Source organism: Methylorubrum extorquens (genome assembly GCF_024169925.1).
In the GTDB taxonomy this organism is placed as follows: domain Bacteria; phylum Pseudomonadota; class Alphaproteobacteria; order Rhizobiales; family Beijerinckiaceae; genus Methylobacterium; species Methylobacterium extorquens_A.
Genome location: NZ_JALJXF010000001.1, coordinates 355,484 through 377,664 on the forward strand (window position 1 = coordinate 355,484; position 22,181 = coordinate 377,664).

Here is a 22,181-nt window from a genome sequence, read left to right on the forward strand (position 1 = left end):
ACCTGAGCCTCTCATTCCTCACTTGGTCCCAAAACGCATGTTCCTCGATTGGCTCGAGCGCCGCATCGATCCGTTCGCGCCCTTCGACGACCGGCGCATGCCGCCGAAGACGGTGCTCGGCTTCGCGGGTTTCTATCTGCGGCCGATCCGCGTCGCGCTGTTGGCCCTGTTCATCATCGCCGTGATCGCGGGCGGGATCGAGGCCTCGCTTTACCTGCTCATGCGCTGGTTCATCGACCTGATGAGCGCGGCCGACCGCACCACCGTCCTCTCCGACAACGCCGTGCCGCTGACGCTGGCCGCGCTGCTGCTCCTCGTGGTGCGACCGCTGGCGGCCTTCCTGCACGAACTGGCTTCGAACCAGCTCATCGTGCCGCAATCGACCAACCAGATCCGCTGGCGCACCCACCTCTACACGCTGGGCCACTCGCTCTCGTACTTCCAGGCGGATTTCGCCGGGCGGCTCGCCAACCGCACGGTGCAGGTCGGGCCGGCGGTGCGCGAACTCGCCGTCGTGTTCATCGACACGCTGCTTTACGTGGCGATCTACGCGATCACTGCGATCGGGCTGTTCTCCTCGATCTCCGGCTGGCTGGCCCTGCCCGTGGTGGTCTGGGTCTTGGCCTATGCCGGGCTGACGGCCTGGTTCGTACCGCGCGCCCGCAAGCGCTCGCACCTGACCGCCGAGACCCGCTCGACCCTGATCGGCCGGGTGGTCGACAGCTACACCAACATCATGACCGTCAAGCTCTTCGCCCGCGACCGTGAGGAGCGCGCCACCGTGCGCGACGCGGTCGACACCCACACGCGCGCCTATCTCCACCAGTTCCGGCTCACCACGCTGACGACGAGCCTGCTGGCGGGCCTCAACAGCCTGCTCCTGTTCGCCACCGCCTATGTCTGTTTCGCGCTGTGGCAGCGCGGCGCGCTGACGACCGGCGAGGCGTCCGCCGGTCTCGCGCTGATCCTGCGGCTCATGGCGATGTCCGGCTGGGTGATGCAGACGGTGCGCGGCGTGTTCGAGAATGTCGGCGTGATTCAGGAGAGCATGCAGACCATCGCCCGGCCGCACGGCCTCACCGATGCGCCGGATGCGAAGACGCTCACCGTCAGCGGTGGCGACATCCGCTTCGAGAACGTGGATTTCCACTACGGCCGGGGTGATGCCAGCATCATCGAAGGCCTGTCCTTCCACATCCGTCCGGGCGAGAAGGTCGGCCTCGTCGGCGTCAGCGGTGCCGGCAAGAGCACCATCACCGCTTTGCTGCTGCGCCTGCACGACGTCGAGGGCGGCCGCATCCTGATCGACGGCCAGGACATCGCCGGGGTGAGCCAGGATTCCCTGCGCGAAGCCATCGCCATGGTCAGCCAGGACACCTCGCTGCTGCACCGCTCGATCCGCGACAACATCGGCTACGGCCGTCCGGGGGCGTCCGATGCCGAGATCGAGGAGGCGGCCCGGCTGGCGCATGCCCACGACTTCATCCTCGACCTCGTGGACCACAAGGGCCGGCGCGGCTACGACGCCCATGTCGGCGAGCGCGGGGTGAAGCTCTCCGGCGGGCAACGCCAGCGCATCGCCATTGCCCGCGTCATCCTCAAGGACGCGCCGATCCTGATCCTCGACGAGGCAACGAGCGCCCTCGACAGCCAGGTCGAGGCGGCGATCCAGGAGGCGCTCGACACGCTGATGGGCGACAAGACCGTGCTCGCCATCGCCCACCGGCTCTCGACCATCGCTGCGCTCGACCGGCTGATCGTGATCGACCGCGGACGGATCGTGGAGGAGGGCACCCATGCCGAGCTGATCCGCCGGGGCGGGCTCTACGCCGACCTGTGGCGGCGCCAGTCCGGCGGCTTCCTGGGGGATCGGGCGCCGGCTCCGGCCTCCTGAGCATCGTCCCGAACGGTGGAGACCGGCGTTCGGAAAAAGACGATGCCGAACAAAAGGTCAGAGCATCGCCCTGGATTCGAGATCCGGGACGATGCTCTGGACCGAACGAACGGAGCTGACACACCGTGACGTCTTCACCGAGCCTCGCAGCCAGCGGCCTTCGCCGGCCGCCGGCCTCGCCCTGGCTCGACGAGTTGCGCGCGACGCTGAAGCTGTCGGCGCCGCTCGTCCTCATCAACTTGGCCCAGCATGGGTTGGTCGCCTCCAACGCGGTGCTGCTCGGCCGGCTCGGCGCCGAGCCCATCGCCGCGGGCGCCCTCGCCACCAGTCTCTACCTGCTGCTGTTCATCGGCGGCATCGGCCTCACCTCCTCCGTGGCACCCCTCGTCGCGGAGGCCGCCGGGCGGGCGCCGGGGGCGGCCGGTTCTGGCACGGATGAGGTGCGGCGCACGGTCCGGGCGGGCCTGTGGGTCGGCTTCCTCGTCACCCTCGCGCTGATGCCGGGGCTCTGGTTCACGGAACGGCTGCTGATCGCCCTGCATCAGGAGCCCGCGGTCGCGCGCGAGGCCGGCGCCTACATGCGGGTGCTGCAATGGTGGATGTTCCCGGCGCTGGCCTTCATGGTGCTGAAGGGCGCGCTCGCCGCGCTCCAGCGCCCGGGGGCTCCGCTCGCCGTGAGCCTCGCCGCGCTTCCGCTCAACGTCGCGCTGGGGGCCTTCTTCGCCTTCGGCCCGCCGGATCTCGGCATCGTCGGCGTCGCGCTCGGCACTGTCATCACGGAGTTCCTGGCGATCGCCGCCCTGGTCGCGGTGATCCGGTTCGACCGGGGCCTCCACCGCCACCGGATGTTCGCCCGCCTCTGGCGCTTCGACGCCGAGCGCCTCGCACGCGTCGTGCGGGTCGGCCTGCCGATGGGCGTGGCGGGCATCGCCGAGGCCGGGTTGTTCGAGGCCGCCACGGTGGCAATGGGCACCTTCGGCACGCTGCCGCTCGCCGCCCACGCGATCACGCTGCAGATTGCCGCGACCTGCTTCATGGTGCCCAACGGCATCGGGCAGGCGGCGACGGTGCGGGTCGGCCGTGCCTACGGCGCCGCGGACCGGGCAGGTCTAAGCCGCGCGGGCGCCGTCGCGCTCTGGCTCGGCTTCGGCTTCATGGTGGCCTGTGCGCTGGTGCAGCTTTTTGCGCCGCACACCCTCATCGGCCTGTTCCTCGACGCAGAGGCGCCGGGTGCCGCAGACGTGTTTCCCGTGGCCGCCGGCTTCCTGATCTTCTCGGCGCTGTTCGCGATCTCCGACGGCGTGCAGTCGGTGGCGCTCGGATGTCTGCGCGGCCTGCAGGACACCAAGGTGCCTATGTTGATCGCTCTGTTTGGCTACTGGGGCATCGGCGTGCCGCTCGGCGCGGCGCTCGCCTGGGGCGCCGGCATGGGCGGACGCGGGATCTGGGCGGGCTTCTGCGCCGGCCTGCTCGTGGTCTCGGTGGCGCTGGTGATCCGCTGGCGGCGGCTGAGTGCCGACCGTCCGCGCGGCTCAAACGCACAGGCGGGGTGAGGCCGGAACCGCGCCCGAAACGCCCCCGTTCCCGCCCCGACGAGACCGGGAGGACCAAGAGACGCCATGGCCGACAAAGACGATCACGAGGTGATCTGGAAGGACTTCAAGGGCGCGGTGAACATGACCGCCTCGGCCTTGGAGACATTCCTTGAATCCGACGAGAGCCGGTCGGTCGGGCAGAAAAAGGATGGCGGCGAGGCCACGGGCCACAAGGAGGGCCGGCGCATCGTCGAGATTCTTCACACGAAGAAGGCCGACCTCAGCGACGACGACTACGCCCATATGAAGAAGGTGACCGGCTACGTGAACCGCCACCTCAAGCAGGGCGGGCCCGAGGACAAGTCCAAGACCGAGGACTCACCCTGGCGACTGTCGCTGATGAATTGGGGCCACGATCCGCTCAAAGATTGACGGGCCCGTTCGTCAGGTGGCCTTGCGCCGCTCCGGGTAGAGACCGGCCAAACCGTCCTCCGAGGCGTCGCAGATGCCGCGCTCGGTGATGATGCCGGTGACGAGGCGTGCGGGCGTCACGTCGAAGGCCGGGTTGGCGACCGGGCTTCCGGGCGAGACCACGGCGACGGTGGCAAAGGCGCCGTCGTCGGTGCGGCCAGTGAGATGAGTGACCTCGCGGGCGTCGCGCTCCTCGATCGGGATGTCGCGCACTCCGTCGTGGAGCGTCCAGTCGATCGTCGAGAACGGCAGCGCCGCGTAGAACGGGATGCGGTTGTCGCTTGCCGCCAGCGCCTTCAGATAGGTGCCGATCTTGTTGCACACGTCGCCCGAAGCCGTGGTGCGGTCCGAGCCGACGATGCAGACATCGACCTGCCCGTGCTGCATCAGGTGGCCGCCGGCATTGTCGGCGATCACGGTGTGCGGCACGCCGTGGGCGTTGAGCTCGAAGGCGGTGAGCGCCGCGCCCTGGTTGCGCGGCCGGGTCTCGTCCACGAAGACGTGGACGGGCACGCCGGCATCGTGGGCGACGTAGATCGGCGCCAGCGCCGTGCCCCAATCGACGGTGGCGAGCCAGCCGGCGTTGCAATGGGTCAGCACGTTGACCGGCCCACTCTTCTTCGCGGCGATCTCGGACAGGATCTTGGCGCCGTGCTCGCCGATGGCGCGGCAGCTCGCGACGTCCTCGTCGGCGATGGCGGCAGCTTCCGCGAAGGCGAGCGCCGCGCGCTCGGATTGCGCGGCGCGGCGTAGGACAGCGGCCATCCGGTCGAGCGCCCAGCGCAGATTGATCGCCGTCGGCCGGGTTGCGGCGAGGGTCGCGGAAGCCCGTTCGATCCCCGCCTCGCTCGCATCCTGCCGCATGGCCAGCGCCATGCCATAAGCGGCGGTGACGCCGATCAACGGCGCGCCGCGCACCACCATCGTGCGGATCGCCACCGCGGCGTCGTCCAGGTTCGCCAGCCGCTTGAGTTCGAAAGCGAAAGGCAGCCGGGTCTGGTCGATGACGGTGACGGCATCGCCGTCGGCCTCGGGGAAGATGGTGCGGTAGGGGCGGCCGTCGATCTTCATGGTGTGCTCGCGCGTGAGAGCATCGGCTCGGCAGCGGCCAGGGCCGTCCGGAGCGATGCCTGACGATGTCTCATCGCGTGAGTGTGTCGCCAGGATGGCCCCGGCCGGTCAAGCCGTCCGAGGCGGTCTTTCGACGGCGCTCTTCAGCGCTTCACCCGCTCGACGTAGATGTCGAGATAGGCGCCGTCGTCGAGGCCGAGCAGGTCGCGGATCATGCCGGGTAGCTTGCACAGCAGGGCCGGCATGGTCGGCGCCTCGGTGGCGAGGCCCGGCACCGGCGAGTCGTGGACGAAGAAGACGCCGGCTGCCTCGTCCCAGGCGCAGCGAACGGTGAATTTGCGGTCCATCGTGCGATCCTCATGGTCGGGGGGGAGGGAGGACGGCGCGGGAGGCGCCGTGCCGTCGTTGTCGAGGGGGCGGTCACGGACCTCCGCCGGGGCCGTGTCGGCCTCAGAACCGTACGGGGCGCACACGCTTCACCTGCGGGATCGCTTCGATCGCCTTCAGAGCCTCGGGAGACACCTCGGCATCCACCGCCACGAAGGCGATGGCGTTACCGCCCTCGGCCTCGCGGCCCATCGCGAAGGTCGCGAGATTGACGCCGGCCTCGCCGAGCACCGTGCCGAAGCGGCCGACGAAGCCGGGCCTGTCGTGGTTGCGCACGTAGAGCATCAGCGGCGCGAAGGGGGCATCGATGCCGATCCCGCGGATCTCGATCACCCGCGGCTTGCCGTCGTTGAAGACGGTGCCGGCGGCGTCGCGCGGCATATCCTCCGCGTCCACGGTGAGGCGCACCACCGATTCGTAGTCGCTGGCCCCGCCCTCGCGCTTGATCTCGTCGACGATGATCCCGCGATCCCGCGCGATCACCGGGGCCGAGACCATGTTCACGTCCTGCAGGATCGGACGCAGCACACCGGTCAGCGCCGCCGAGGTCAGCGCCCGGGTGTTCATTCCGGCCACCGCGCCCTCGTAGGTGAGGCGGATACCCTTGATCGGCGCGTCCGTGAGCTGGCCCAGGAACGAGCCGAGCTTTTCGCATAAGGCCACGAACGGCTTGAGGCGGGGCGCCTCCTCGGCCGAGATTGAGGGGAAGTTGATCGCGTTGGTGATGGCGCCGCTGAGCAGGTAGTCCGCCATCTGCTCGGCGACCTGGAGCGCGACGTTCTCCTGCGCCTCGGAGGTCGCGGCGCCGAGATGCGGCGTGCAGATCACGTTCGGGTGGCCGAAGAGCGGGTTCTCGGTTGCCGGCTCGGTCACGAACACGTCGAGGGCCGCGCCCGCGACATGGCCGGAATCGAGGGCGGCGCGTAGCGCCACCTCGTCCACGAGGCCGCCGCGGGCGCAGTTGACGATGCGGACGCCCCGCTTGGTCTTGGCGAGGTTCTCTTCCGAGAGGATGTTGCGGGTCTTGTCGGTGAGCGGCACGTGGAGCGTGATGATGTCGGCCCGCGCCAGCAACTCGTCGAGTTCGACCTTCTCCACGCCGATCTCGACGGCGCGCTCCGGCGTCAGGAAGGGATCGTAGGCGACAACCTTCAGCTTCAAGCCGATCGCCCGGTCGGCGACCACGGCGCCGATATTGCCGCAGCCGACGACGCCGAGTGTCTTGGCCGTCAGCTCGACGCCCATGAAGCGGTTCTTCTCCCACTTGCCGGCCTGCGTGGAGGCGTCCGCCGCCGGGATCTGGCGGGCGAGCGCGAAGATCAGGGCGATGGCGTGCTCGGCGGTGGTGATCGAGTTGCCGAACGGCGTGTTCATCACGATCACGCCCTTGGCGGTCGCGGCCGGCACGTCGACGTTGTCGACGCCGATGCCGGCGCGGCCGACCACTTTCAGCCGCGTGGCCCCGGCGAGCAGTTTGCCGGTCACCTTGGTGGCGGAGCGGATGGCAAGGCCGTCATAGTCGCCGATGATGGCGGCCAGTGCCTCCTTGTCCTTGCCGAGGCCGGGCCGGAAATCGACCTCGATGCCGCGATCGCGGAAGATCTGGACGGCGGCGTCGGACAGGGCGTCGGAGATGAGCACCTTGGGTTTGGCAGATATAAGTTTGGACACGGGAGCACCTCGCGTCATGCGGGCGCGCAGGATCGCTTCCTCTCGGGAGAGGCGTGGCCGGTCGCCGCGTGCGCGGATACAGGACCGGGAGATCGCTGGAGCGCGTCGATAAGCAAATGGCCGGTCTCATGACCGGCCATCGTGACGTCTCAGACCCTCAGGCCGCCGCGGCGGCGAGCGCCGCCTTCTCTTGGGCGAAGGCCCAGTCGAGCCACGGCGTCAGCGCCGCGATGTCGGAGGCCTCGACGGTCGCCCCGCACCAGATCCGCAGCCCGGCCGGCGCGTCGCGATAAGCGCCGAAGTCGAAGGCCACGCCCTCGCTCTCCAGGCGGCTGACGATGCCGGCAGCGACGGTCTTGACCACGGCGTCGCCCTTGGCGAGCACGTCCGGATCGGTGATCACGAGGCAGACGCCCGTGTTCGAGTAGGTCGCCGGGTCCACCGCGAGGTGGCCGATCCAGGGGGTGCGCGCCACCCATTCGTGGACCACCCGCGCGTTGGCGTCCGCCCGCGCGTGGAGCGCGTCGAGGCCGCCGATGCTCTGCGCCCACTTCAAGGTGTCGATGTAGTCCTCGACCGCGAGCATCGAGGGCGTGTTGATCGTGTCGCCCTTGAAGATGCCCTCGATCAGCTTGCCGCCCTTGGTCAGGCGGAACACCTTGGGGATCGGCCAGGCCGGCGTGTGGCTCTCCAAGCGCGCGACGGCGCGCGGCGAGAGGATCAGCATGCCGTGCGCGGCCTCGCCGCCCATCACCTTCTGCCAGGAATAGGTGACGACATCGAGCTTGTCCCACGGCAGCGGCATCGCGAAGGCGGCCGAGGTCGCATCGCAGATCGTGACGCCCGCGCGGTCTTCGGCGATCCAGTCGCTGTGCGGGACCTTCACGCCGGCGGTGGTGCCGTTCCACGTGAAGACGATGTCGTTGTTCTTCGTGTCGATGGCGTCGAGCTTGGGCAGGATGCCGTGCTCGCCGACATGCACGATCGGGTCGATCTTGAGTTCCTTGAGGGCGTCGGTGACCCACTCGGCGCCGAAGGAATCCCAGGCCATGACCTCGACCGCCTTCGGGCCGAGCATCGACCACATCGCCATCTCGACGGCGCCGGTATCGGAGCCGGGGACGATGCCGATGCGGTAATCGGCGGGAACGCGTAGGACCTTGCGGGTCAGCTCGATGGCCTCGGCGAGCTTCGCCTTGCCGGCGGCCGAGCGGTGCGAGCGGCCGAGCGCCGCGCCGGAGAGGGCATCGAGGGTCCAGCCGGGACGCTTGGTCGTGGGGCCGGACGAGAAATAGGGCACGCGCGGACGCGCGGCGGGCATTTGAACCGTCATGTCATCCATCCTTCCAGATGGTTGCCTCCCGTTGGGGGGAGGTGTCCCGCCGCTGGAAATGACGGATCGCGCGCCGCAATGCAAGCTGCCTTTCCAGCATTCGGGACCTTGTGTGCTGCGGGTGACAGAAGGATGATTCAGTTACCCGAAGAATAGATGCGTCGAAGTTCCATCTAAGATTCGTCCCGCGCGAGCAGGTCGGGCCGGCGCGCCCGCGTCAGGGCGCGGCTCCGTTCGGCCCGCCAGCGGGCGATGGCGGCGTGGTTGCCGCCCATCAAGACGTCGGGGATCGTTCGGCCTTCCCATTCCCGGGGCCGGGTGTAGTGCGGGTATTCGAGCAGCCCGCCCTCGAAGCTCTCCTCGACGCCCGAGGCGTGCTTGCCCATCACGCCGGGCAGCAGGCGCACGCAGGCATCAATGAGCACGAGGGCCGCGATCTCGCCGCCCGAGAGCACGTAATCACCGATCGAGACTTCCTCCAGTTCGCGCGCCTCGATCACCCGCTCGTCCACGCCCTCGAACCGGCCGCAGACGATGATGGCACCCGGCCCCTCGGCCAGCGCCCGCACACGGTCCTGTGTCAGCGGCCTTCCGCGCGGCGACATGAGGAGGCGCGGGCGGGGATCGTGCGCAGGTGCCGCGGCGTCGATGGCGGCGCCGAGCACGTCGCAGCGCAGCACCATCCCGGCTCCGCCGCCGGCCGGCGTGTCGTCCACGTTGCGGTGGCGGCCGAGCCCGTGCTCGCGGATCTGGCACGGCTCCAGGCTCCACGTCCCGCGGCTCAGCGCGTCCCCCGACAGCGAATGGCCGAGCGGCCCAGGAAACATCTCCGGGTAGAGGGTCAGGACGGTGGCTCGCCAGGGGGCCGCCGTGCCGGGAAGGATGGACTCGGTCATGCCGCTTGATGGCGGCGCGGGGCGAGCCGGTCAACGGAGGCGGCTCGCCGAAGCCTCGTCACGAGGGATGAGCGTCGGGCTTCGGAAAACGACGGTGCCGAGGCGGCGATCAGCGCCGGGCCAGCGGCGCCCGCTGCTTCGGTGCGGCGTTCCGGTGGCTCTTGAGCTGCCGGTGTGGGCGCGGGCGGATGCGGCGCTCGGGCCGGTCCATGCCGGGCTCGGCAGAGGGCTCGGCGTCGTATCCGGACGGCCGGTTCACCGTCGAGAGGCCGAACGTATCGGGCGACCCCATGGGAAGCCCGACCGTCGCGCCGGGCATGCCCTGCGCCTGGGCGAGGCTCGCCGGCAGAAGCGTCAGCGCCAGGGCGGCGGAGGCCGCGAGGATCGCGTGGCGAAGAACTGGGTTGTGCATGGGGATCTCGTTCGCGCCTGGGTTCGGACCTGCCTCGATGGAACGAGGCAGATTCGCGAAGGTTCGCTCCGGACGGTGCGTTCCGCGCATTCGCGCGTTGAAAGCCGGCATGATCCGCTTTGCCGCCGCCCTGATCCTCCTAACGCTGCCGGCCATCGCGGCCGAGCCGCTCGCGCCTCCCGGTGCGCTGGCCGAGCGATTCCCGCGGCCGGACCGCCCGGTCGCCGAGATCGTCGCGCCGCAATGGGCGGACGATCGCGAGCGCGATAAGGCCGACGAGGTCGGGCAGGTCGCCCGCCTGATGCGGATCGTCCCCGGCGAGACGGTCGCCGATATCGGCGCGGGCAGCGGCTACTACGTGTTCCGCCTGAGCCCCCGCGTCGGCCCGCAGGGGCGCATCCTCGCTCAGGACATCACGCCGGACTACCTCGCCGATCTGGAGCGCCGGGTCGGCAAGGCTGGGCTCTCCAACGTCACCGTGGTGCGGGGCGAGGCGCACGATCCGCGCCTGCCGCCGGGCTCGGTCGATGCGGCGGTGCTCGTCCACATGTACCACGAGATCGCCCAGCCCTTCGGCCTGCTCTGGAACCTCGCCGCCGCGATGAAGCCCGGCGGCCGGGTCGGGATCGTCGATGCCGATGCGATCCCCTCACGTCACGGCACACCGCCAAAGCTCCTGCGCTGCGAACTCGCAGCGGTCGGCTACCGCGAGGTGTCGATGACGCGCCTGAAGGGCGGTGTCGGCTATCTCGCCGTCTTCGAGGCGCCTGCGCCGGACCGGCGGCCGGCACCGGAGACGATCCGCCCGTGCCAGGACGAGGCCACGCGCGAGAAGCGCTGACGCGTCTTTACCGAATCGGAGGGGTTGGCCAGCCACCCTGCGGACCCGTCCTCGCAATCCGTTCGGCAATGATCCTCGGCCTCTGGCTCGACCAACCCGTCTGGTTGATGTTCGCCCTCCTGTCGGGCGTCTTCCTTGCGTTCTGCCTGCTCTTGAGCCTCCTCACCATCCTGCCATGGACGCGGGCGGGGATCCGCCGGCTCGCGACCGGAATCGTGCCACCCTATATCGGCGTGATCGCGGTGCTGCTGGCATTGCTGACGGGCTTCGTCGCCAACGATGCCTGGGAGCGCCAGCGGCAGGCCAGCCGCGTGCTCCAGGCCGAGCGGTCGCACGCGCTCGCGGTCTACGATCTCAGCATCGCCTCCGCCCCCGACATGAGCGGCCTGCGGACCTCGCTGTTTGTCTATCTCGATGCCGTGGTGAAGGAGGAGTGGCCGTCCATGGCCGCGACCGGCGCCTCGGCGCCCAGCGCCGGCCAAGCGCTCGGGCGTCTGCTCCAAACCGCGGCCGACCCGCGCACCGCCGCGGAGGCGGGGCAGGCGACGCACGCGGCGCTGCTCGAAGCGGTGATGCAGCTCCGCTCGGCCCGCAGCGAGCGCCTCGCGCTCAGCGCCGCCCGCAGCGACGAGAGCAAATGGCTGACGCTGCTCGTGCTCGCCGCCCTGACACTGACGGCAATCGCCCTCGTGCATTGCGAGCGCCCGTTCGCGCAGGCGACGACGTTGGCCCTGTTCTCCGCTGCGATGGTGACGACGCTCGGCGTGATCGCCCTGCACGAGCGACCCTTCGACGGGCCCCTGGCGCTGTCGTCCGAACCGATCCGCCTCGCCCGCGCCGCGATGGAGGCGGGCACACGCTGATCGGGGATCAGCCCGGATCGTCGGCGGGCTTCGGCCCCGGCGGGGCGAACAGGTCGTCGGGCGGGTCGGCGACGACCTTTCCGCCGGCGATGTCGAGGGTCGGCACGAAGGCCTTCGTGAAGGGCATGAGCGCGGTCGGCCCGCCGGCTGCCGGGCGGATTTCGAGCAGATCGCCGCCGCCGAAGTTCGGCACCGCCACGATGGTGCCGATCACCGTTCCGGCGCCGTCCTCGACGGTCAGGCCGATCAGGTCGGTGAGGAAGAACTCGTCCTCGTCTTCGACCTCGCCCAGGCGCTCGCGGGCGATGGCGAGGGTGACGCGGTTGAGGGCTTCGGCGCCGCTGCGGTCGTCCACGCCCTTCACCCGGACGATCAGCAGATCGGGGGAGCTGCCGGGAGCGGGGCGCACGTGGGCGAGTTCGAGGCTGCGCCCGTCGGAGGCATGCAGAGGGCCGTAGCCCGCGATCGCCAGCGGTTCGCCGGTATGGGATTTCAGCCGCACTTCGCCGTGCAGCCCGTGCGGCCGGCCGAACTCGCCGAGCAGAACGAGCCCCGGATCGGGGGAGGCGGGCGGGGGCGGCTTGGCGCCCGGCGGCTTGCGGGCCGAGGTCACGGCTTCCGGCGCGAGGCGGTCGGCGGGGCGGTCGAACCGCGCAGGTCCGCGCGATGAGGAGCCGGGGCGGCGGGCCATGCAGAGTGCCTCGATGACGGCGCGTTTGTCCCGTCCCCTGACGGGGTGGGAGCGAGGGTGGGGTGGTGCCCAAGGCATCCCCCACCCCGGAAGACCCCTCCCCGCAGGGGGGAGGGGATCGGAAGACTTACGCCGCGGCGTCTTCGGCCGGGGCGGCAGCCTTCTCGGCGCGCTTGGCGGCGCGCTCCTTGGCCTTCTCGCCGGGCTCGGCCTTCTGCGGGTTGTTGCGGGTCGGGCGCTTGGCGAGGCCGGCGGCGTCGAGGAAGCGCAGGACGCGGTCGGTCGGCTGCGCGCCCTTGGCGAGCCAGGACTGGATCTTCTCGTTGTCGAGCACGATCCGGGCCGGATCGTCCTTGGCCTTCATCGGGTCGTAGGCGCCGACCTTGTCGATGAAGCGGCCGTCGCGGGGAGCGCGGGCGTCGGCGACGACGATGCGGTAGTACGGGCGCTTCTTGGCGCCGCCGCGGGTAAGACGGATCTTGAGGGACATCAGTCGTTCCTTTCGGTGTCGTGTTTCGCTGGGGTGTTGTGATCGACGCTTTCGGCGATCGTCCGGTGGTGCCGAATCACTTCCTTGACCACGAAGGCGAGGAACTTCTCGGCGAAATCGGGGTCGAGCTTGGCATCGACCGCGAGATTTCTCAGGCGCTTGACCTGACGCGCCTCCCGATCCGGATCGGAGGGAGGCAGACCCTTGCGGGCCTTCAACTCGCCGACCCGCTGCGTGCAGCGGAAGCGTTCGGCGAGCAGATGGATGAGCGCGGCATCGAAGTTGTCGATGCTCTCACGCAGGCTTGCCAGCTCGGGATCGATCCCCTGTGCAGACAAGACCGTCATTTCTTCTTACCCGGCAGGAAGCCGCCGAGGCCCGGCATCTTCGGTCCGCCTAAGCCCGGCAGGCCCGGCATCTTGCCGCCGCCGAGGCCGGCGGGCATCGGCGGGAGCTTGCCGCCGAATTGCTTCTCGATTTCGGCGATCTGCTCCGGCGTCGGCTCGGGCATGCCCGGCGGCAGCTTCATGCCCCCCGGCAACCCGCCGGGCATGCCGCCGCCCAACCCGAACATGTTGCCGAGCGCCTGGCCGATGCCGCCGCGCTTGCCCGAGCCCAGCGACTTCATCATGTCGGCCATGGTCCGGTGCATCTTGAGGAGCTTGTTGATCTCCTCGACCTTGACGCCGGCACCCGCCGCGATGCGCTTCTTACGGCTGTTCTTGAGGAGGTCGGGATTCTTGCGCTCGCCCGGCGTCATCGAGGAGATGATGGCGCGCTGGCGCTTGAACATCTTCTCGTCGAGGTTGGCGCCTTCGACCTGCTTCTTCATCTGCCCCATGCCGGGCAGCATCCCCATCAGGCCGCCGATGCCGCCCATCTTCTCCATCTGGGCGAGCTGCATCGACAGGTCTTCGAGGTCGAACTTGCCCTTCCGCATCTTCTCGGCGGTGCGCAGGGCCTGCTCGTGGTCGATCGTCTCGGCCGCCTTCTCGACGAGCGAGACGATGTCGCCCATGCCGAGGATGCGGTTGGCCACCCGCTGCGGGTGGAATTCCTCCAGCGCATCGACCTTCTCGCCGACGCCGACGAGCTTGATCGGCTTGCCCGTGACAGCGCGCATGGAGAGCGCCGCGCCGCCGCGGGAATCGCCGTCCATGCGGGTCAGCACGATGCCGGTGACGCCGAGGCGCTCGTCGAAGGCGCGCGCGGTGTTGACCGCGTCCTGGCCGGTGAGCGCGTCGGCCACCAGCAGGACTTCGTGGGGGTTCGTCGCCGCCTTGACCTCGGCGGCCTCGTTCATCAGGCCCTCGTCGACCGTGGTGCGGCCGGCGGTGTCGAGCATCACCACGTCGAAGCCGCCGAGCCGGGCGGCCTCCATGGCACGCCGGGCGATCTGCACCGCCGACTGGCCGGCGACGATCGGCAGGCTCTCGACCTCGACCTGCTTGGCGAGCACCGCCAACTGCTCCATCGCCGCGGGACGCCGCGTATCGAGGGAGGCGAGCAGCACCCGGCGCTTGTCGCGCTGGTTCAGCCGCCGGGCGATCTTGGCCGTGGTAGTCGTCTTGCCCGAGCCCTGGAGGCCGACCATGAGGATGGCGACGGGGGCCGGTGCGTTGAGATCGACGACGCTGGCATCGGTGCCGAGCATCGCGATGAGCTCGTCGTTGACGATCTTCACGACCATCTGGCCGGGCGTCACCGACTTGAGCACGACGGCGCCAACCGCCTTCTCGCGCACCTTGTCGGTGAACGCGCGCACCACCTCCAGCGCCACGTCGGCTTCGAGGAGCGCGCGGCGCACCTCGCGCATGGCGGCGGTGACGTCGGCCTCCGTCAGCGCGCCGCGGCGCGTCAGGCCGGAGAGGATACCGGAGAGGCGGTCGGAAAGGCCTTCGAACATCTGTCGCGTCAGCCTGGGCTACTGGTGAAGGCCGGCATTGGCCACGCGGCGCGCACGAAGTGCATCCTCGAAGGACGCCACCGCGCGGGCGAACTTGTCCCGGCACGACGCATCGCAGAAGCCGACCACGGCACCGTTGTAGAGGGTCAGCGCCTCGGGCACGATCGGCTTGCCCGACCACGGGCAGAGGTCGTTGACCGCATCCTCGATGCGCAGGGTGGTGTCGTTCGCGGGCGCCATGGCAGGGCTCGTTTGACGCTTCGGCGCACGCTCGGCAACGACAAGGGCGCCCGAGGGCGCACACGCGCTGTCGGACGTTGACCTCCGGCCCCTCGGACCGGTCGGCGGCTCATCGTGACGTTCGAACGTCGAAATGGAGCCGGGCGGATAGGCCGTGTACCGCTTCAAGTCAATCCCGAGGGCGCGTGGACCGATGCGGGACTGTACCCGAAACGGACGTCAGCGAAGGTTTAAGCTTTACGCTTCGTTAAGCATGTTCGGGTCTGATGCCTGTCAACGCACCGCTGGAGGTGCCCGAGGACTACCCGATGTCGGAACCCGCGCGACAGGCCCCGTCTCCCGAGCCCGGTCTCCGGACTCCCGCTGCCACCGCGCCGCTGCGGGATTGGCTCACCACCATGCGCACCGCCGTGTCCGAGACGCACGCCGTCGAGGCGCGCGAGCCGGAGCCCGCTCCCGCCGCGCCGGAAGCCGAGATGCGCAGCAGCGGTTGGTCGCCCCGCCTCGTCTCCGTCGCCGCAAAATCGGCCGAGGCCGCCGACGAGGACGTGGCCGAGATCATGGCCGAGAACATGATGCTGAAGGCCCGGCTCCGGGTCGAATCCGAGCGCCGCGACGAGCTTCAGGTCATCCTGGCCCAGGAAATCCGCGAGCTGCGCGCCCACATCGCCGAAGAGGTCGGCAAGATGGAGGACCTGCGGACCGAGCGCGACCTCTGGCGCGCCCGCTGCGAGGCCCTGGCCGCACCGCTGTTTCAGGTTCAGCACCGCTGAACTGCTCGAGTGACCCTGAAAATGCGAAGGGCCGCCCCGAGGGGCGGCCCTTCCATTGTCGAACCGGTCAGTCCGACGAAACCTGCTGAGATCCCGCGGGTGCGTTAGGCGCACACGCCGGAGGCAACAGTCCAGGTCTTGGTCGTCGGCGACGGCTGATGACAATGAGACACTGGATCACCTCCTTTCGTTCGTTGCGGATGAGCCCAAGGTAGGGGCGATTTCCGCCATGCGAAAGGCCCCCGGCGGCCTATCCGGTGCGTTGTCTCGCCGCGGTGCAGCATGCCGTTTTGGTTTCCTATCCGGCCTCCGGCACCGGGGCCCGCTTCCGCGGCCTCAGGCTATCGCTCCGCTCGACGCTTTCCGGCGCTTAAGCCCTAAAGAGCCCGCTCCGCGCGATGCTCTTCGCCCCAACGAGCCGCGATGCGGCTTCGCGCGACGGCCCTGTCCCCCTATGCCGCTGGCCGACGGACGACGAGGCGCCTAAAGAGGGCGCCCGTCAGCATCGGGCCCTTCAGCCGCCATGTCCTCCGCCGCCGCCCCACGCATCCCCGCCGACGACGCCCTCGATCCGCGCGCCATGCGCGAGCCGTTATCGAGCGCATGGTACTGCGCCGGCCGAGCCTCGGCGGTCGCCGGCGGCAAGATGCGGGCGGTCGCGCTCAACGGCGAGCAGGTCGTGCTCGGCCGGGCGAAGGATGGCAGCCTGTTCGCCCTGCGCGACCGCTGCCCCCATCGCGGCATGGCGCTGTCCAAGGGCCGGTTCGACGGCGACACGCTGATGTGTCCGTTCCACGGCTGGCGCTTCGGCACCGACGGGCGCTGCCGCGACGTACCGACGCTCTCCGCGCACGACGCTTCCGACTTCTCGCGCATCGCGGTCCAGCGCTTTCCCATCGTCGAGAGCGCCGGCTTCCTCTGGGTGAACCCGCATCTCGGCCCCGCCGACCCGGCCGCCGTGCCGGCGGTGCCCGCCCTCGATTTCGAGCCGGCCGGCTGCCTCGTGCTCGAATTGGAGGTCGAGGCCTCGTTCGACCTGACGACGCTGAGCCTCGTCGATCCGGGCCATGTCGCCTTCGTCCACGACACGTGGTGGTTCCGGCCCTCGAAGGAACTGCGAGAGAAGGTGAAGACCTTCCAGCCCGTGCCGCACGGCTTCGTCATGACGAGCCATGCCACGACGACGAGTTCGCCGGTCTACCGCCTGCTCGGCGGCGCACCGGAGGTCGAGATCGAGTTCCGCCTGCCCGGCGTGCGGCTGGAGCGGATCAAGGCGGGCACGAAGCGCGTGGCGAACTACACCTTCGCCACGCCGATGGGGCCCAACCGGACGATGCTGACCAACGCGCTCTACTGGAGCTTGCCGGCGCTCAACCTCCTTAAGCCGATCGCCAAGCCGCTGATGCGCCAGTTCCTGACCCAGGATCAGCAGGTGCTCCAGCACGCGCAGGCGGGCCTCGACCGCAAGCCGACCATGGTGCTGCTCGGCCAGGGCGATCTGCCCTCGCAATGGTATTTCCGCCTTAAGCGCGAGGCCCTGGAGGCAGCGCGCGAGAGCCGCCCCTTCTCCAACCCGCTGACCCGCCAGGAACTGCGCTGGCGCTCCTGAGGCCCTGCGCCGCGCTTGAACCACGGACCGGACGGGCCATCTTGGCCGTATGAAGAAGCGTGGCCTGCTCACGGTCGCCAGCGCGGCCACGGTGATGACCCTCGGGGGTGTCGGCTACGCCGCGCATCGCCGGGGCAAGAACCCCTATTACCGCGGCCCCCAGAGCGCGCATTTCGATGGCTTGCGCTTCCACGCCCCGAACCAGCCGCCCGACAAGTCGCTCTCCGACCTCGCCCGCTGGCGCCGGACCGGCAAGCCCGAGGCGTGGCCGTCAAGCTTCCCGAGCCCGTTTCCCGCCGACAAACCCCCGGAGCGGTTCGAGGGGCTTCGCGTCGTGCTGATCGGACATGCGAGCTACCTGTTCCAGGTCGCGGGCCGCAACATCCTGGTCGATCCGGTCTATGCCAAGCGCGCGAGCCCGGTCCGCTTTGCCGGGCCGAAGCGGGTCAACGCGCAGGGCGTCGCCTATGCCGACCTGCCGCCGATCGATGCGGTGCTGATCACCCACAACCACTACGACCATCTCGACGGGCCGACGATCGCCCGCCTGTGGCAGGATCATCAACCGCTGATCGTCGCCCCGCTCGGCAACGACGCGATCCTGCGCGGCTACGACGAGACCATGCATGTCGAGACCCGCGACTGGGGCGAGTCGGTCGATCTCGGCGCCGGTATCACCGTGCATCTGACGCCGGCCAACCACTGGTCGGCGCGCGGCCTCAACGACCGGCGCATGGCCCTGTGGTGCGCCTTCCTGCTGACGACGCCCCGCGGCGTCCACTACCATGTCGGCGATACCGGCCTCGGCGATGGCGCGATCTTCCGGGACATCCGCGCCCGGTTCGGCCCGCCCCGTCTCGCGACTCTGCCGATCGGCGCCTACGAACCGCGCTGGTTCATGCAGCCGCAGCACATGAACCCGGCCGACGCGGTGGAGGCGCTGAGCCTCCTCGGCGCCGATCAGGCGCTTGGCCACCATTGGGGCACGTTCAAGCTGACGGACGAGGGCATCGAGCGTCCCGTTGAGGCGCTGGGCGAAGCGCTGACGGCGGCCGCACTTGCGCCGGAGCGGTTCCTGGCGCTGCGGCCTGGGCAGGTCTGGGAAGGGTAGCGGTCGCCGATCGGGATCGCCCGGTTCACCCGACGTCGTCCGGCTCCTGTCGTCGGTTGCCGGATTGACGGCTCGCCAGCGTGATCCCCGCCGAAGCCGCCACGATGCAGGCGATGGCCCCGCCCTGCATCGGAGTCAGCCGCTCGCCGAGCAGGGCGAGGGCGGCCACCGACGCGACGGCCGGCTCCAGGCTCATCAGCACCCCGAAGGCCGGGCGGGGCAGGCACGTGAGGGCGAACATTTCGAGCGAGTAGGGCAGGGCGCTCGACAGGATCGCGATGACGAGACCTGTTATGAGCGTCGCCGGGGTGAACAGGTCGCCGCCGGCTTCCACGAGGCCCACCGGTGCGACGACGAGGGCGGCGACCAGCATGCCGAGCGACACCGCCCGCCCGCCGCCGGCCCGGCCGGCGCGCTGGCCGAACACGATGTAGGCCGCCCAGCATAGGCCCGCGCCGAGAGCCAGCGCCGCACCCGTCGGATCGAGGGTGCTCGCCTCGCCCAGCGGCAGCAGCAGGCCGAGCCCGAGCACCGCGAGGCCGATCCAGGCGAAATCGCGGGCCCGGCGCGAGCCCGCCAACGCCACGGCGAGCGGACCGGTGAACTCGATGGCCACCGCGATCCCGAGCGGGATCGTGCGGAGCGAGAGATAGAACAGCAGGTTCATGAGCCCGAGCGCCGCGCCGTAGAGCGCGATGGCGCCGATCTCGCCTCGTTCGAGACTGCGCCGCCACGGCCGCCAGACCGCGAGCAGGATCAGTGCCGAGAAGCCGACGCGGAGCGTGGTGACGCCTGCCGCGCCGACGACCGGAAACAGCCCCTTGGCCAAAGCGGCGCCGCTCTGGATCGAGACCATCCCCGCCAGGAGGGCGAGGATCGGCAGGGCGATGTCGGGCGCGGCGTTGCGTCCGCGCACGGTCAGAGGATGAAGCGGCTGAGATCCGCGTTCGCGGCCAGATCCTCGACGCGATCGCGCACATAGGCCGCATCGATCGGCACCGTCTCGCCGGAGCGGTCGGTGGCCGTGAACGAGATCTCGTCGATCACCCGTTCCAGCACCGTCTGCAGGCGGCGGGCGCCGATATTCTCCACCGAGCCGTTCACCTCGACGGCGACACGGGCCAACGCGTCGATGGCATCCTCGGTGAAGTCGAGGGTGACGCCCTCCGTCTCCATCAGCGCCACCGTCTGCTTGATGAGGCTTGCCTCGGTCGCGGTGAGGATCTGCTTGAAATCCTCGACGGTCAGCGGCTGCAACTCGACGCGGATCGGCAGGCGGCCCTGCAATTCGGGCAGGAGATCCGAGGGCTTCGAGACGTGGAAGGCGCCGGATGCGATGAACAGGATGTGGTCGGTCTTCACCGGCCCATGCTTGGTCGCAACCGTGGTGCCCTCGATCAGGGGCAGCAGATCGCGCTGCACGCCCTCGCGGGAGACGTCGGCGCCCGAGCGGCCCTCGCGGGCGCAAATCTTGTCGATCTCGTCGAGGAAGACGATGCCGTTATCCTCGACCTCGCGGATCGCCTCGCGGGTCAGCGCGTCGTCGTCCACGAGCTTGTCGCTCTCCTCGGCGATCAGCGGCGCGTAGGCCTCCGCCACCGTGATGCGGCGCGGCTTGCCGCGCTGGCCGCCGAGCGCCTTGCCCAGCATGTCGGAGATGTTGATCGCGCCCATCGATGCGCCCGGCATTCCGGGGATCTCGAACATCGGCATGCCCTGCGAACCGGACGGGGCCAGCTCGATCTCGACCTCCTTGTCGTCGAGTTCGCTCGCCCGCAGCTTCTTGCGGAAGCTTTCGCGCGTCGCTTGGCTCGCGGTCGGCCCGACCAGGGCGTCGAGGATGCGCGATTCGGCGGCTGCTTCCGCCTTGGCCTTCACCGCCTTGCGCTTCTCCTCCCGCGTCAGGCCGATGCCGACCTCCACGAGGTCGCGCACGATCTGCTCCACGTCGCGGCCGACATAGCCGACCTCCGTGAACTTGGTCGCCTCGATCTTGAGGAAGGGCGCACCCGCGAGCCGGGCGAGGCGCCGGGCGATCTCGGTCTTGCCGCAGCCCGTCGGGCCGATCATCAGGATGTTCTTGGGCGCCACCTCGTCCCGCAGCGGCCCTTTCAGTTGCTGGCGCCGCCAACGGTTGCGCAAGGCGATCGCGACCGCGCGCTTGGCGTCCTTCTGGCCGACGATGAAGCGGTCGAGCTCGGAGACGATCTCGCGGGGAGAGAAGGTGGTCATCGGGCTCCTGCGGCCGTTTTTTTGGGACGTGTGGGGCGGCGCGTCGGGCGCGGGGCCTTCCCCACGAACGATCTAAGCGGGCGAGTCCCGGCTTTCCAGGGAGCGCGGCCCTCAGGCCGCGTCGAGGGTTTCGATCACGAGGTTGCCGTTGGTGTAGACGCAGATCTCGGCGGCGATCTTCATCGACCGGCGCACGATCGCCTCGGCGTCGAGTTCGCCATCCTCGAGCGCGCGGGCGGCGGAGAGGGCGTAGTTGCCCCCTGAGCCGATCGCCATCACCCCGGTCTCGGGCTCCAGCACGTCGCCGGAGCCGGACAGCAGCAGGCTCACTTCCTTGTCGGCGACCAGCATCATCGCCTCCAGCCGGCGCAGATAGCGGTCGGTGCGCCAATCCTTGGTGAGTTCGACGCAGGCGCGGGTGAGCTGGCCGGGATACTGCTCCAGCTTGGCCTCCAGCCGCTCGAACAGGGTGAAGGCGTCGGCGGTGGCACCGGCGAAGCCGCCGATCACGGTGCCCTTTGCGAGGCGCCGGACCTTGCGGGCGTTGCCCTTCACGATGGTCTGGCCGAGGCTGACCTGACCGTCGCCGCCGATCACCACCCGGCCGCCCTTGCGGACCATGAGGATCGTGGTGGCGTGCATCTGCGGCAGGCGATCGTCGGTCTGGGCCAAGGAAACGCTCCGGTTCGAGGGAAAAAGGCCGAGCCTCAGTTAGGCGCTCGAACGCCCGGCTCCAAGGTCGGCCCCGGCAAGGACAGGCGCTGGCGTTGCGTGAAAAAGCTCCGCGCAAGCCACTATGCCTATTGGCTCGGACAAAGGGCCGCCGCGCGTCGGCACCCGTCCCCGCAGCGGTGTCCCCCGGAGTCTTCTCATGGGAATCCTCGTCGGCCTCGTCATCGCGATCGGCTGCATGCTCGGCGGCTTTGTCGCCATGGGCGGGCACCTGATCGTGATTTGGCAGCCCTGGGAGTTCGTCATCATCTTCGGCATGGCGGCGGGCACCTTCGTCATCGCCAACCCGATGAAGACGGTGGTCGACTCCGGTAAGGCGACGATGGAGGCCTTCACCAACAAGGGGCCGAAGCGCCAGGACTTCCTCTCGCTGCTGGGGCTGCTGCACGCGCTGATGCGCGACTTGAAGACCAAGCCCCGCAACGAGGTCGAGACGCATTTCGACGATCCGGCGAATTCCGAGATCTTCAAGAATTATCCCGAGGTGACCAAGGACCAGGATCTGGTCTTGTTCATCTGCGACTATTGCCGCCTGATCCTCATCGGCAACGCCCGCTCGCACGAGATCGAGGCGCTGATGGAAGAAGAGATCGGCACCCACAAGAAGTACAAGCTCAAGCCCTACGCCGCGATCAACACCGTGGCGGAGGCGCTGCCGGCGCTCGGGATCGTCGCGGCGGTGCTCGGCATCGTGAAGGCGATGGGTGCGCTCGACCAGTCGCCGCAGATCCTCGGCGGCCTGATCGGCGCGGCGCTGGTCGGCACCTTCATCGGCGTGTTCGCGTCCTACGGGATGCTCGCCCCGCTCGCCGTGAAGATTAAAGGCGTGCGCGAGAAGCAGTGCAGCGTCTACACCATCGTGAAGCAGAGCCTGATCGCCTACATGAACGGCGCGCTGCCCCAGGTCGCGATCGAGCACGGCCGCAAGGGTATTGCCGGCGCCGACCGCCCGACCATCGACGAGGTCGAGAGCGCAACCGTGCCCGGCGCCCGCGCCGAACCGGCCGCGGCGTAAGGGCCTTT

At 69.5% G+C, this 22,181-nt stretch carries 23 protein-coding genes; 9 read left to right on the forward strand and 14 right to left on the reverse strand.

Annotated features, from left to right (window positions below):
* The first annotated feature begins 37 nt into the window (after positions 1 to 37).
* The 3 genes from J2W78_RS01730 (at position 38) to J2W78_RS01740 (ending at position 3,861) form a co-directional block, all read left to right on the forward strand.
* A complete protein-coding gene (locus tag J2W78_RS01730; protein ID WP_253367473.1) occupies positions 38 to 1,894 on the forward strand; it encodes an ABC transporter ATP-binding protein in 1,857 nt (618 codons plus the stop codon).
* A 125-nt stretch (positions 1,895 to 2,019) separates the two neighbouring features.
* A complete protein-coding gene (locus J2W78_RS01735) occupies positions 2,020 to 3,447 on the forward strand; it encodes an MATE family efflux transporter (protein ID WP_253367475.1) in 1,428 nt (475 codons plus the stop codon).
* Positions 3,448 to 3,513: 66 nt separating this feature from the next.
* On the forward strand, positions 3,514 to 3,861 hold the full coding sequence (locus J2W78_RS01740) for a DUF3140 domain-containing protein (protein ID WP_253367477.1): 348 nt from the start codon (positions 3,514 to 3,516) through the stop codon (positions 3,859 to 3,861).
* 12 nt (positions 3,862 to 3,873) lie between these two features.
* Here J2W78_RS01740 and mtnA read toward each other — a convergent pair whose 3' ends face one another.
* The 6 genes from mtnA to J2W78_RS01770 all read right to left on the reverse strand — a co-directional run bounded on the left by mtnA (position 3,874) and on the right by J2W78_RS01770 (position 9,670).
* Positions 3,874 to 4,971, reverse strand: coding sequence for an S-methyl-5-thioribose-1-phosphate isomerase (mtnA, locus tag J2W78_RS01745; protein ID WP_253367479.1), 1,098 nt, complete (start codon positions 4,969 to 4,971; stop codon positions 3,874 to 3,876).
* Positions 4,972 to 5,114: 143 nt separating this feature from the next.
* Positions 5,115 to 5,318, reverse strand: a complete 204-nt coding sequence (locus J2W78_RS01750; protein ID WP_253367480.1) for a DUF1902 domain-containing protein — start codon at positions 5,316 to 5,318, stop codon at positions 5,115 to 5,117.
* Between the two features lie 103 nt (positions 5,319 to 5,421).
* A complete protein-coding gene (gene serA, locus J2W78_RS01755) occupies positions 5,422 to 7,029 on the reverse strand; it encodes a phosphoglycerate dehydrogenase (RefSeq protein ID WP_253367483.1) in 1,608 nt (535 codons plus the stop codon).
* A gap of 157 nt (positions 7,030 to 7,186) precedes the next feature.
* The gene (locus J2W78_RS01760; protein WP_253367484.1) at positions 7,187 to 8,362 is read right to left on the reverse strand and encodes a phosphoserine transaminase; all 1,176 of its coding nucleotides are present in this window, start codon (positions 8,360 to 8,362) and stop codon (positions 7,187 to 7,189) included.
* Between the two features lie 173 nt (positions 8,363 to 8,535).
* Positions 8,536 to 9,258 carry a tRNA (guanosine(37)-N1)-methyltransferase TrmD gene (gene trmD / locus J2W78_RS01765; RefSeq protein WP_253367487.1) on the reverse strand — a complete coding sequence of 241 codons (723 nt, stop codon included), beginning with the start codon at positions 9,256 to 9,258 and terminating at the stop codon, positions 8,536 to 8,538.
* A 109-nt stretch (positions 9,259 to 9,367) separates the two neighbouring features.
* Complete coding sequence (locus J2W78_RS01770; RefSeq protein ID WP_253367489.1) at positions 9,368 to 9,670, reverse strand: hypothetical protein; 303 nt, start codon at positions 9,668 to 9,670, stop codon at positions 9,368 to 9,370.
* Between the two features lie 109 nt (positions 9,671 to 9,779).
* On the opposite strand from J2W78_RS01770, the gene J2W78_RS01775 reads away from it, so the two are divergent.
* Together J2W78_RS01775 and J2W78_RS01780 are read left to right on the forward strand one after the other, a co-directional pair.
* Positions 9,780 to 10,511 carry a class I SAM-dependent methyltransferase gene (locus J2W78_RS01775; protein ID WP_253367491.1) on the forward strand — a complete coding sequence of 244 codons (732 nt, stop codon included), beginning with the start codon at positions 9,780 to 9,782 and terminating at the stop codon, positions 10,509 to 10,511.
* Positions 10,512 to 10,579: 68 nt separating this feature from the next.
* Positions 10,580 to 11,374 (forward strand): DUF4239 domain-containing protein, encoded by a 795-nt coding sequence (locus J2W78_RS01780; protein ID WP_253367493.1) that lies wholly within the window; start codon positions 10,580 to 10,582, stop codon positions 11,372 to 11,374.
* A 7-nt stretch (positions 11,375 to 11,381) separates the two neighbouring features.
* On the opposite strand, the gene rimM is transcribed toward J2W78_RS01780, so the two are convergent.
* The 5 genes from rimM to J2W78_RS01805 form a co-directional block, all read right to left on the reverse strand.
* Positions 11,382 to 12,065, reverse strand: coding sequence for a ribosome maturation factor RimM (gene rimM, locus J2W78_RS01785; RefSeq protein WP_253367495.1), 684 nt, complete (start codon positions 12,063 to 12,065; stop codon positions 11,382 to 11,384).
* 127 nt (positions 12,066 to 12,192) lie between these two features.
* Entirely contained in the window at positions 12,193 to 12,555 is a 363-nt protein-coding gene (gene rpsP / locus J2W78_RS01790) for a 30S ribosomal protein S16 (protein ID WP_253367503.1), read from the reverse strand.
* Positions 12,555 to 12,902 (reverse strand): chorismate mutase, encoded by a 348-nt coding sequence (locus tag J2W78_RS01795; protein WP_253367505.1) that lies wholly within the window; start codon positions 12,900 to 12,902, stop codon positions 12,555 to 12,557. The genes rpsP and J2W78_RS01795 overlap by 1 nt, the downstream gene beginning before the upstream one ends.
* Positions 12,899 to 14,461 carry a signal recognition particle protein gene (gene ffh, locus J2W78_RS01800; protein ID WP_253367510.1) on the reverse strand — a complete coding sequence of 521 codons (1,563 nt, stop codon included), beginning with the start codon at positions 14,459 to 14,461 and terminating at the stop codon, positions 12,899 to 12,901. Before ffh ends, J2W78_RS01795 begins: the two co-directional genes overlap by 4 nt.
* Before the next feature lie 18 nt (positions 14,462 to 14,479).
* A complete protein-coding gene (locus J2W78_RS01805) occupies positions 14,480 to 14,701 on the reverse strand; it encodes a glutathione S-transferase (protein ID WP_253367512.1) in 222 nt (73 codons plus the stop codon).
* 266 nt (positions 14,702 to 14,967) lie between these two features.
* On the opposite strand from J2W78_RS01805, the gene J2W78_RS01810 reads away from it, so the two are divergent.
* The 3 genes from J2W78_RS01810 (at position 14,968) to J2W78_RS01820 (ending at position 18,194) form a co-directional block, all read left to right on the forward strand.
* Positions 14,968 to 15,474: a hypothetical protein gene (locus tag J2W78_RS01810; RefSeq protein ID WP_253367514.1), complete on the forward strand. Its 507-nt coding sequence runs from the start codon at positions 14,968 to 14,970 to the stop codon at positions 15,472 to 15,474.
* A gap of 523 nt (positions 15,475 to 15,997) precedes the next feature.
* Positions 15,998 to 17,083 (forward strand): aromatic ring-hydroxylating oxygenase subunit alpha, encoded by a 1,086-nt coding sequence (locus J2W78_RS01815; protein WP_253367516.1) that lies wholly within the window; start codon positions 15,998 to 16,000, stop codon positions 17,081 to 17,083.
* A gap of 49 nt (positions 17,084 to 17,132) precedes the next feature.
* Positions 17,133 to 18,194, forward strand: a complete 1,062-nt coding sequence (locus J2W78_RS01820; protein WP_253367518.1) for an MBL fold metallo-hydrolase — start codon at positions 17,133 to 17,135, stop codon at positions 18,192 to 18,194.
* Between the two features lie 25 nt (positions 18,195 to 18,219).
* Here J2W78_RS01820 and J2W78_RS01825 read toward each other — a convergent pair whose 3' ends face one another.
* The 3 genes from J2W78_RS01825 to hslV form a co-directional block, all read right to left on the reverse strand.
* Positions 18,220 to 19,110: an EamA family transporter gene (locus tag J2W78_RS01825; RefSeq protein WP_253367520.1), complete on the reverse strand. Its 891-nt coding sequence runs from the start codon at positions 19,108 to 19,110 to the stop codon at positions 18,220 to 18,222.
* 2 nt (positions 19,111 to 19,112) lie between these two features.
* Positions 19,113 to 20,426, reverse strand: coding sequence for an ATP-dependent protease ATPase subunit HslU (gene hslU, locus J2W78_RS01830; RefSeq protein ID WP_003601561.1), 1,314 nt, complete (start codon positions 20,424 to 20,426; stop codon positions 19,113 to 19,115).
* 111 nt (positions 20,427 to 20,537) lie between these two features.
* Entirely contained in the window at positions 20,538 to 21,098 is a 561-nt protein-coding gene (hslV, locus tag J2W78_RS01835) for an ATP-dependent protease subunit HslV (RefSeq protein ID WP_253367521.1), read from the reverse strand.
* 199 nt (positions 21,099 to 21,297) lie between these two features.
* Here hslV and motA point away from each other — a divergent pair, with 199 nt between their 5' ends.
* On the forward strand, positions 21,298 to 22,173 hold the full coding sequence (gene motA, locus J2W78_RS01840) for a flagellar motor stator protein MotA (protein ID WP_003601565.1): 876 nt from the start codon (positions 21,298 to 21,300) through the stop codon (positions 22,171 to 22,173).
* The last annotated feature ends 8 nt before the right edge of the window (positions 22,174 to 22,181 follow it).

Excerpts from the sequence above, each read along its gene's own strand:
- J2W78_RS01730 (WP_253367473.1), top strand. The coding sequence starts at position 38 with ATGTTCCTCGATTGGCTCGAGCGCCGCATCGATCCGTTCGCGCCCTTC.
- J2W78_RS01740 (WP_253367477.1), top strand. The coding sequence starts at position 3,514 with ATGGCCGACAAAGACGATCACGAGGTGATCTGGAAGGACTTCAAGGGC.
- mtnA (WP_253367479.1), bottom strand. The coding sequence starts at position 4,971 with ATGAAGATCGACGGCCGCCCCTACCGCACCATCTTCCCCGAGGCCGAC.
- J2W78_RS01750 (WP_253367480.1), bottom strand. The coding sequence starts at position 5,318 with ATGGACCGCAAATTCACCGTTCGCTGCGCCTGGGACGAGGCAGCCGGC.
- J2W78_RS01760 (WP_253367484.1), bottom strand. The coding sequence starts at position 8,362 with ATGACGGTTCAAATGCCCGCCGCGCGTCCGCGCGTGCCCTATTTCTCG.
- trmD (WP_253367487.1), bottom strand. The coding sequence starts at position 9,258 with ATGACCGAGTCCATCCTTCCCGGCACGGCGGCCCCCTGGCGAGCCACC.
- J2W78_RS01770 (WP_253367489.1), bottom strand. The coding sequence starts at position 9,670 with ATGCACAACCCAGTTCTTCGCCACGCGATCCTCGCGGCCTCCGCCGCC.
- J2W78_RS01775 (WP_253367491.1), top strand. The coding sequence starts at position 9,780 with ATGATCCGCTTTGCCGCCGCCCTGATCCTCCTAACGCTGCCGGCCATC.
- J2W78_RS01780 (WP_253367493.1), top strand. The coding sequence starts at position 10,580 with ATGATCCTCGGCCTCTGGCTCGACCAACCCGTCTGGTTGATGTTCGCC.
- rimM (WP_253367495.1), bottom strand. The coding sequence starts at position 12,065 with ATGGCCCGCCGCCCCGGCTCCTCATCGCGCGGACCTGCGCGGTTCGAC.
- rpsP (WP_253367503.1), bottom strand. The coding sequence starts at position 12,555 with ATGTCCCTCAAGATCCGTCTTACCCGCGGCGGCGCCAAGAAGCGCCCG.
- J2W78_RS01795 (WP_253367505.1), bottom strand. The coding sequence starts at position 12,902 with ATGACGGTCTTGTCTGCACAGGGGATCGATCCCGAGCTGGCAAGCCTG.
- ffh (WP_253367510.1), bottom strand. The coding sequence starts at position 14,461 with ATGTTCGAAGGCCTTTCCGACCGCCTCTCCGGTATCCTCTCCGGCCTG.
- J2W78_RS01805 (WP_253367512.1), bottom strand. The coding sequence starts at position 14,701 with ATGGCGCCCGCGAACGACACCACCCTGCGCATCGAGGATGCGGTCAAC.
- J2W78_RS01810 (WP_253367514.1), top strand. The coding sequence starts at position 14,968 with ATGCCTGTCAACGCACCGCTGGAGGTGCCCGAGGACTACCCGATGTCG.
- J2W78_RS01815 (WP_253367516.1), top strand. The coding sequence starts at position 15,998 with ATGTCCTCCGCCGCCGCCCCACGCATCCCCGCCGACGACGCCCTCGAT.
- J2W78_RS01820 (WP_253367518.1), top strand. The coding sequence starts at position 17,133 with ATGAAGAAGCGTGGCCTGCTCACGGTCGCCAGCGCGGCCACGGTGATG.
- hslU (WP_003601561.1), bottom strand. The coding sequence starts at position 20,426 with ATGACCACCTTCTCTCCCCGCGAGATCGTCTCCGAGCTCGACCGCTTC.
- motA (WP_003601565.1), top strand. The coding sequence starts at position 21,298 with ATGGGAATCCTCGTCGGCCTCGTCATCGCGATCGGCTGCATGCTCGGC.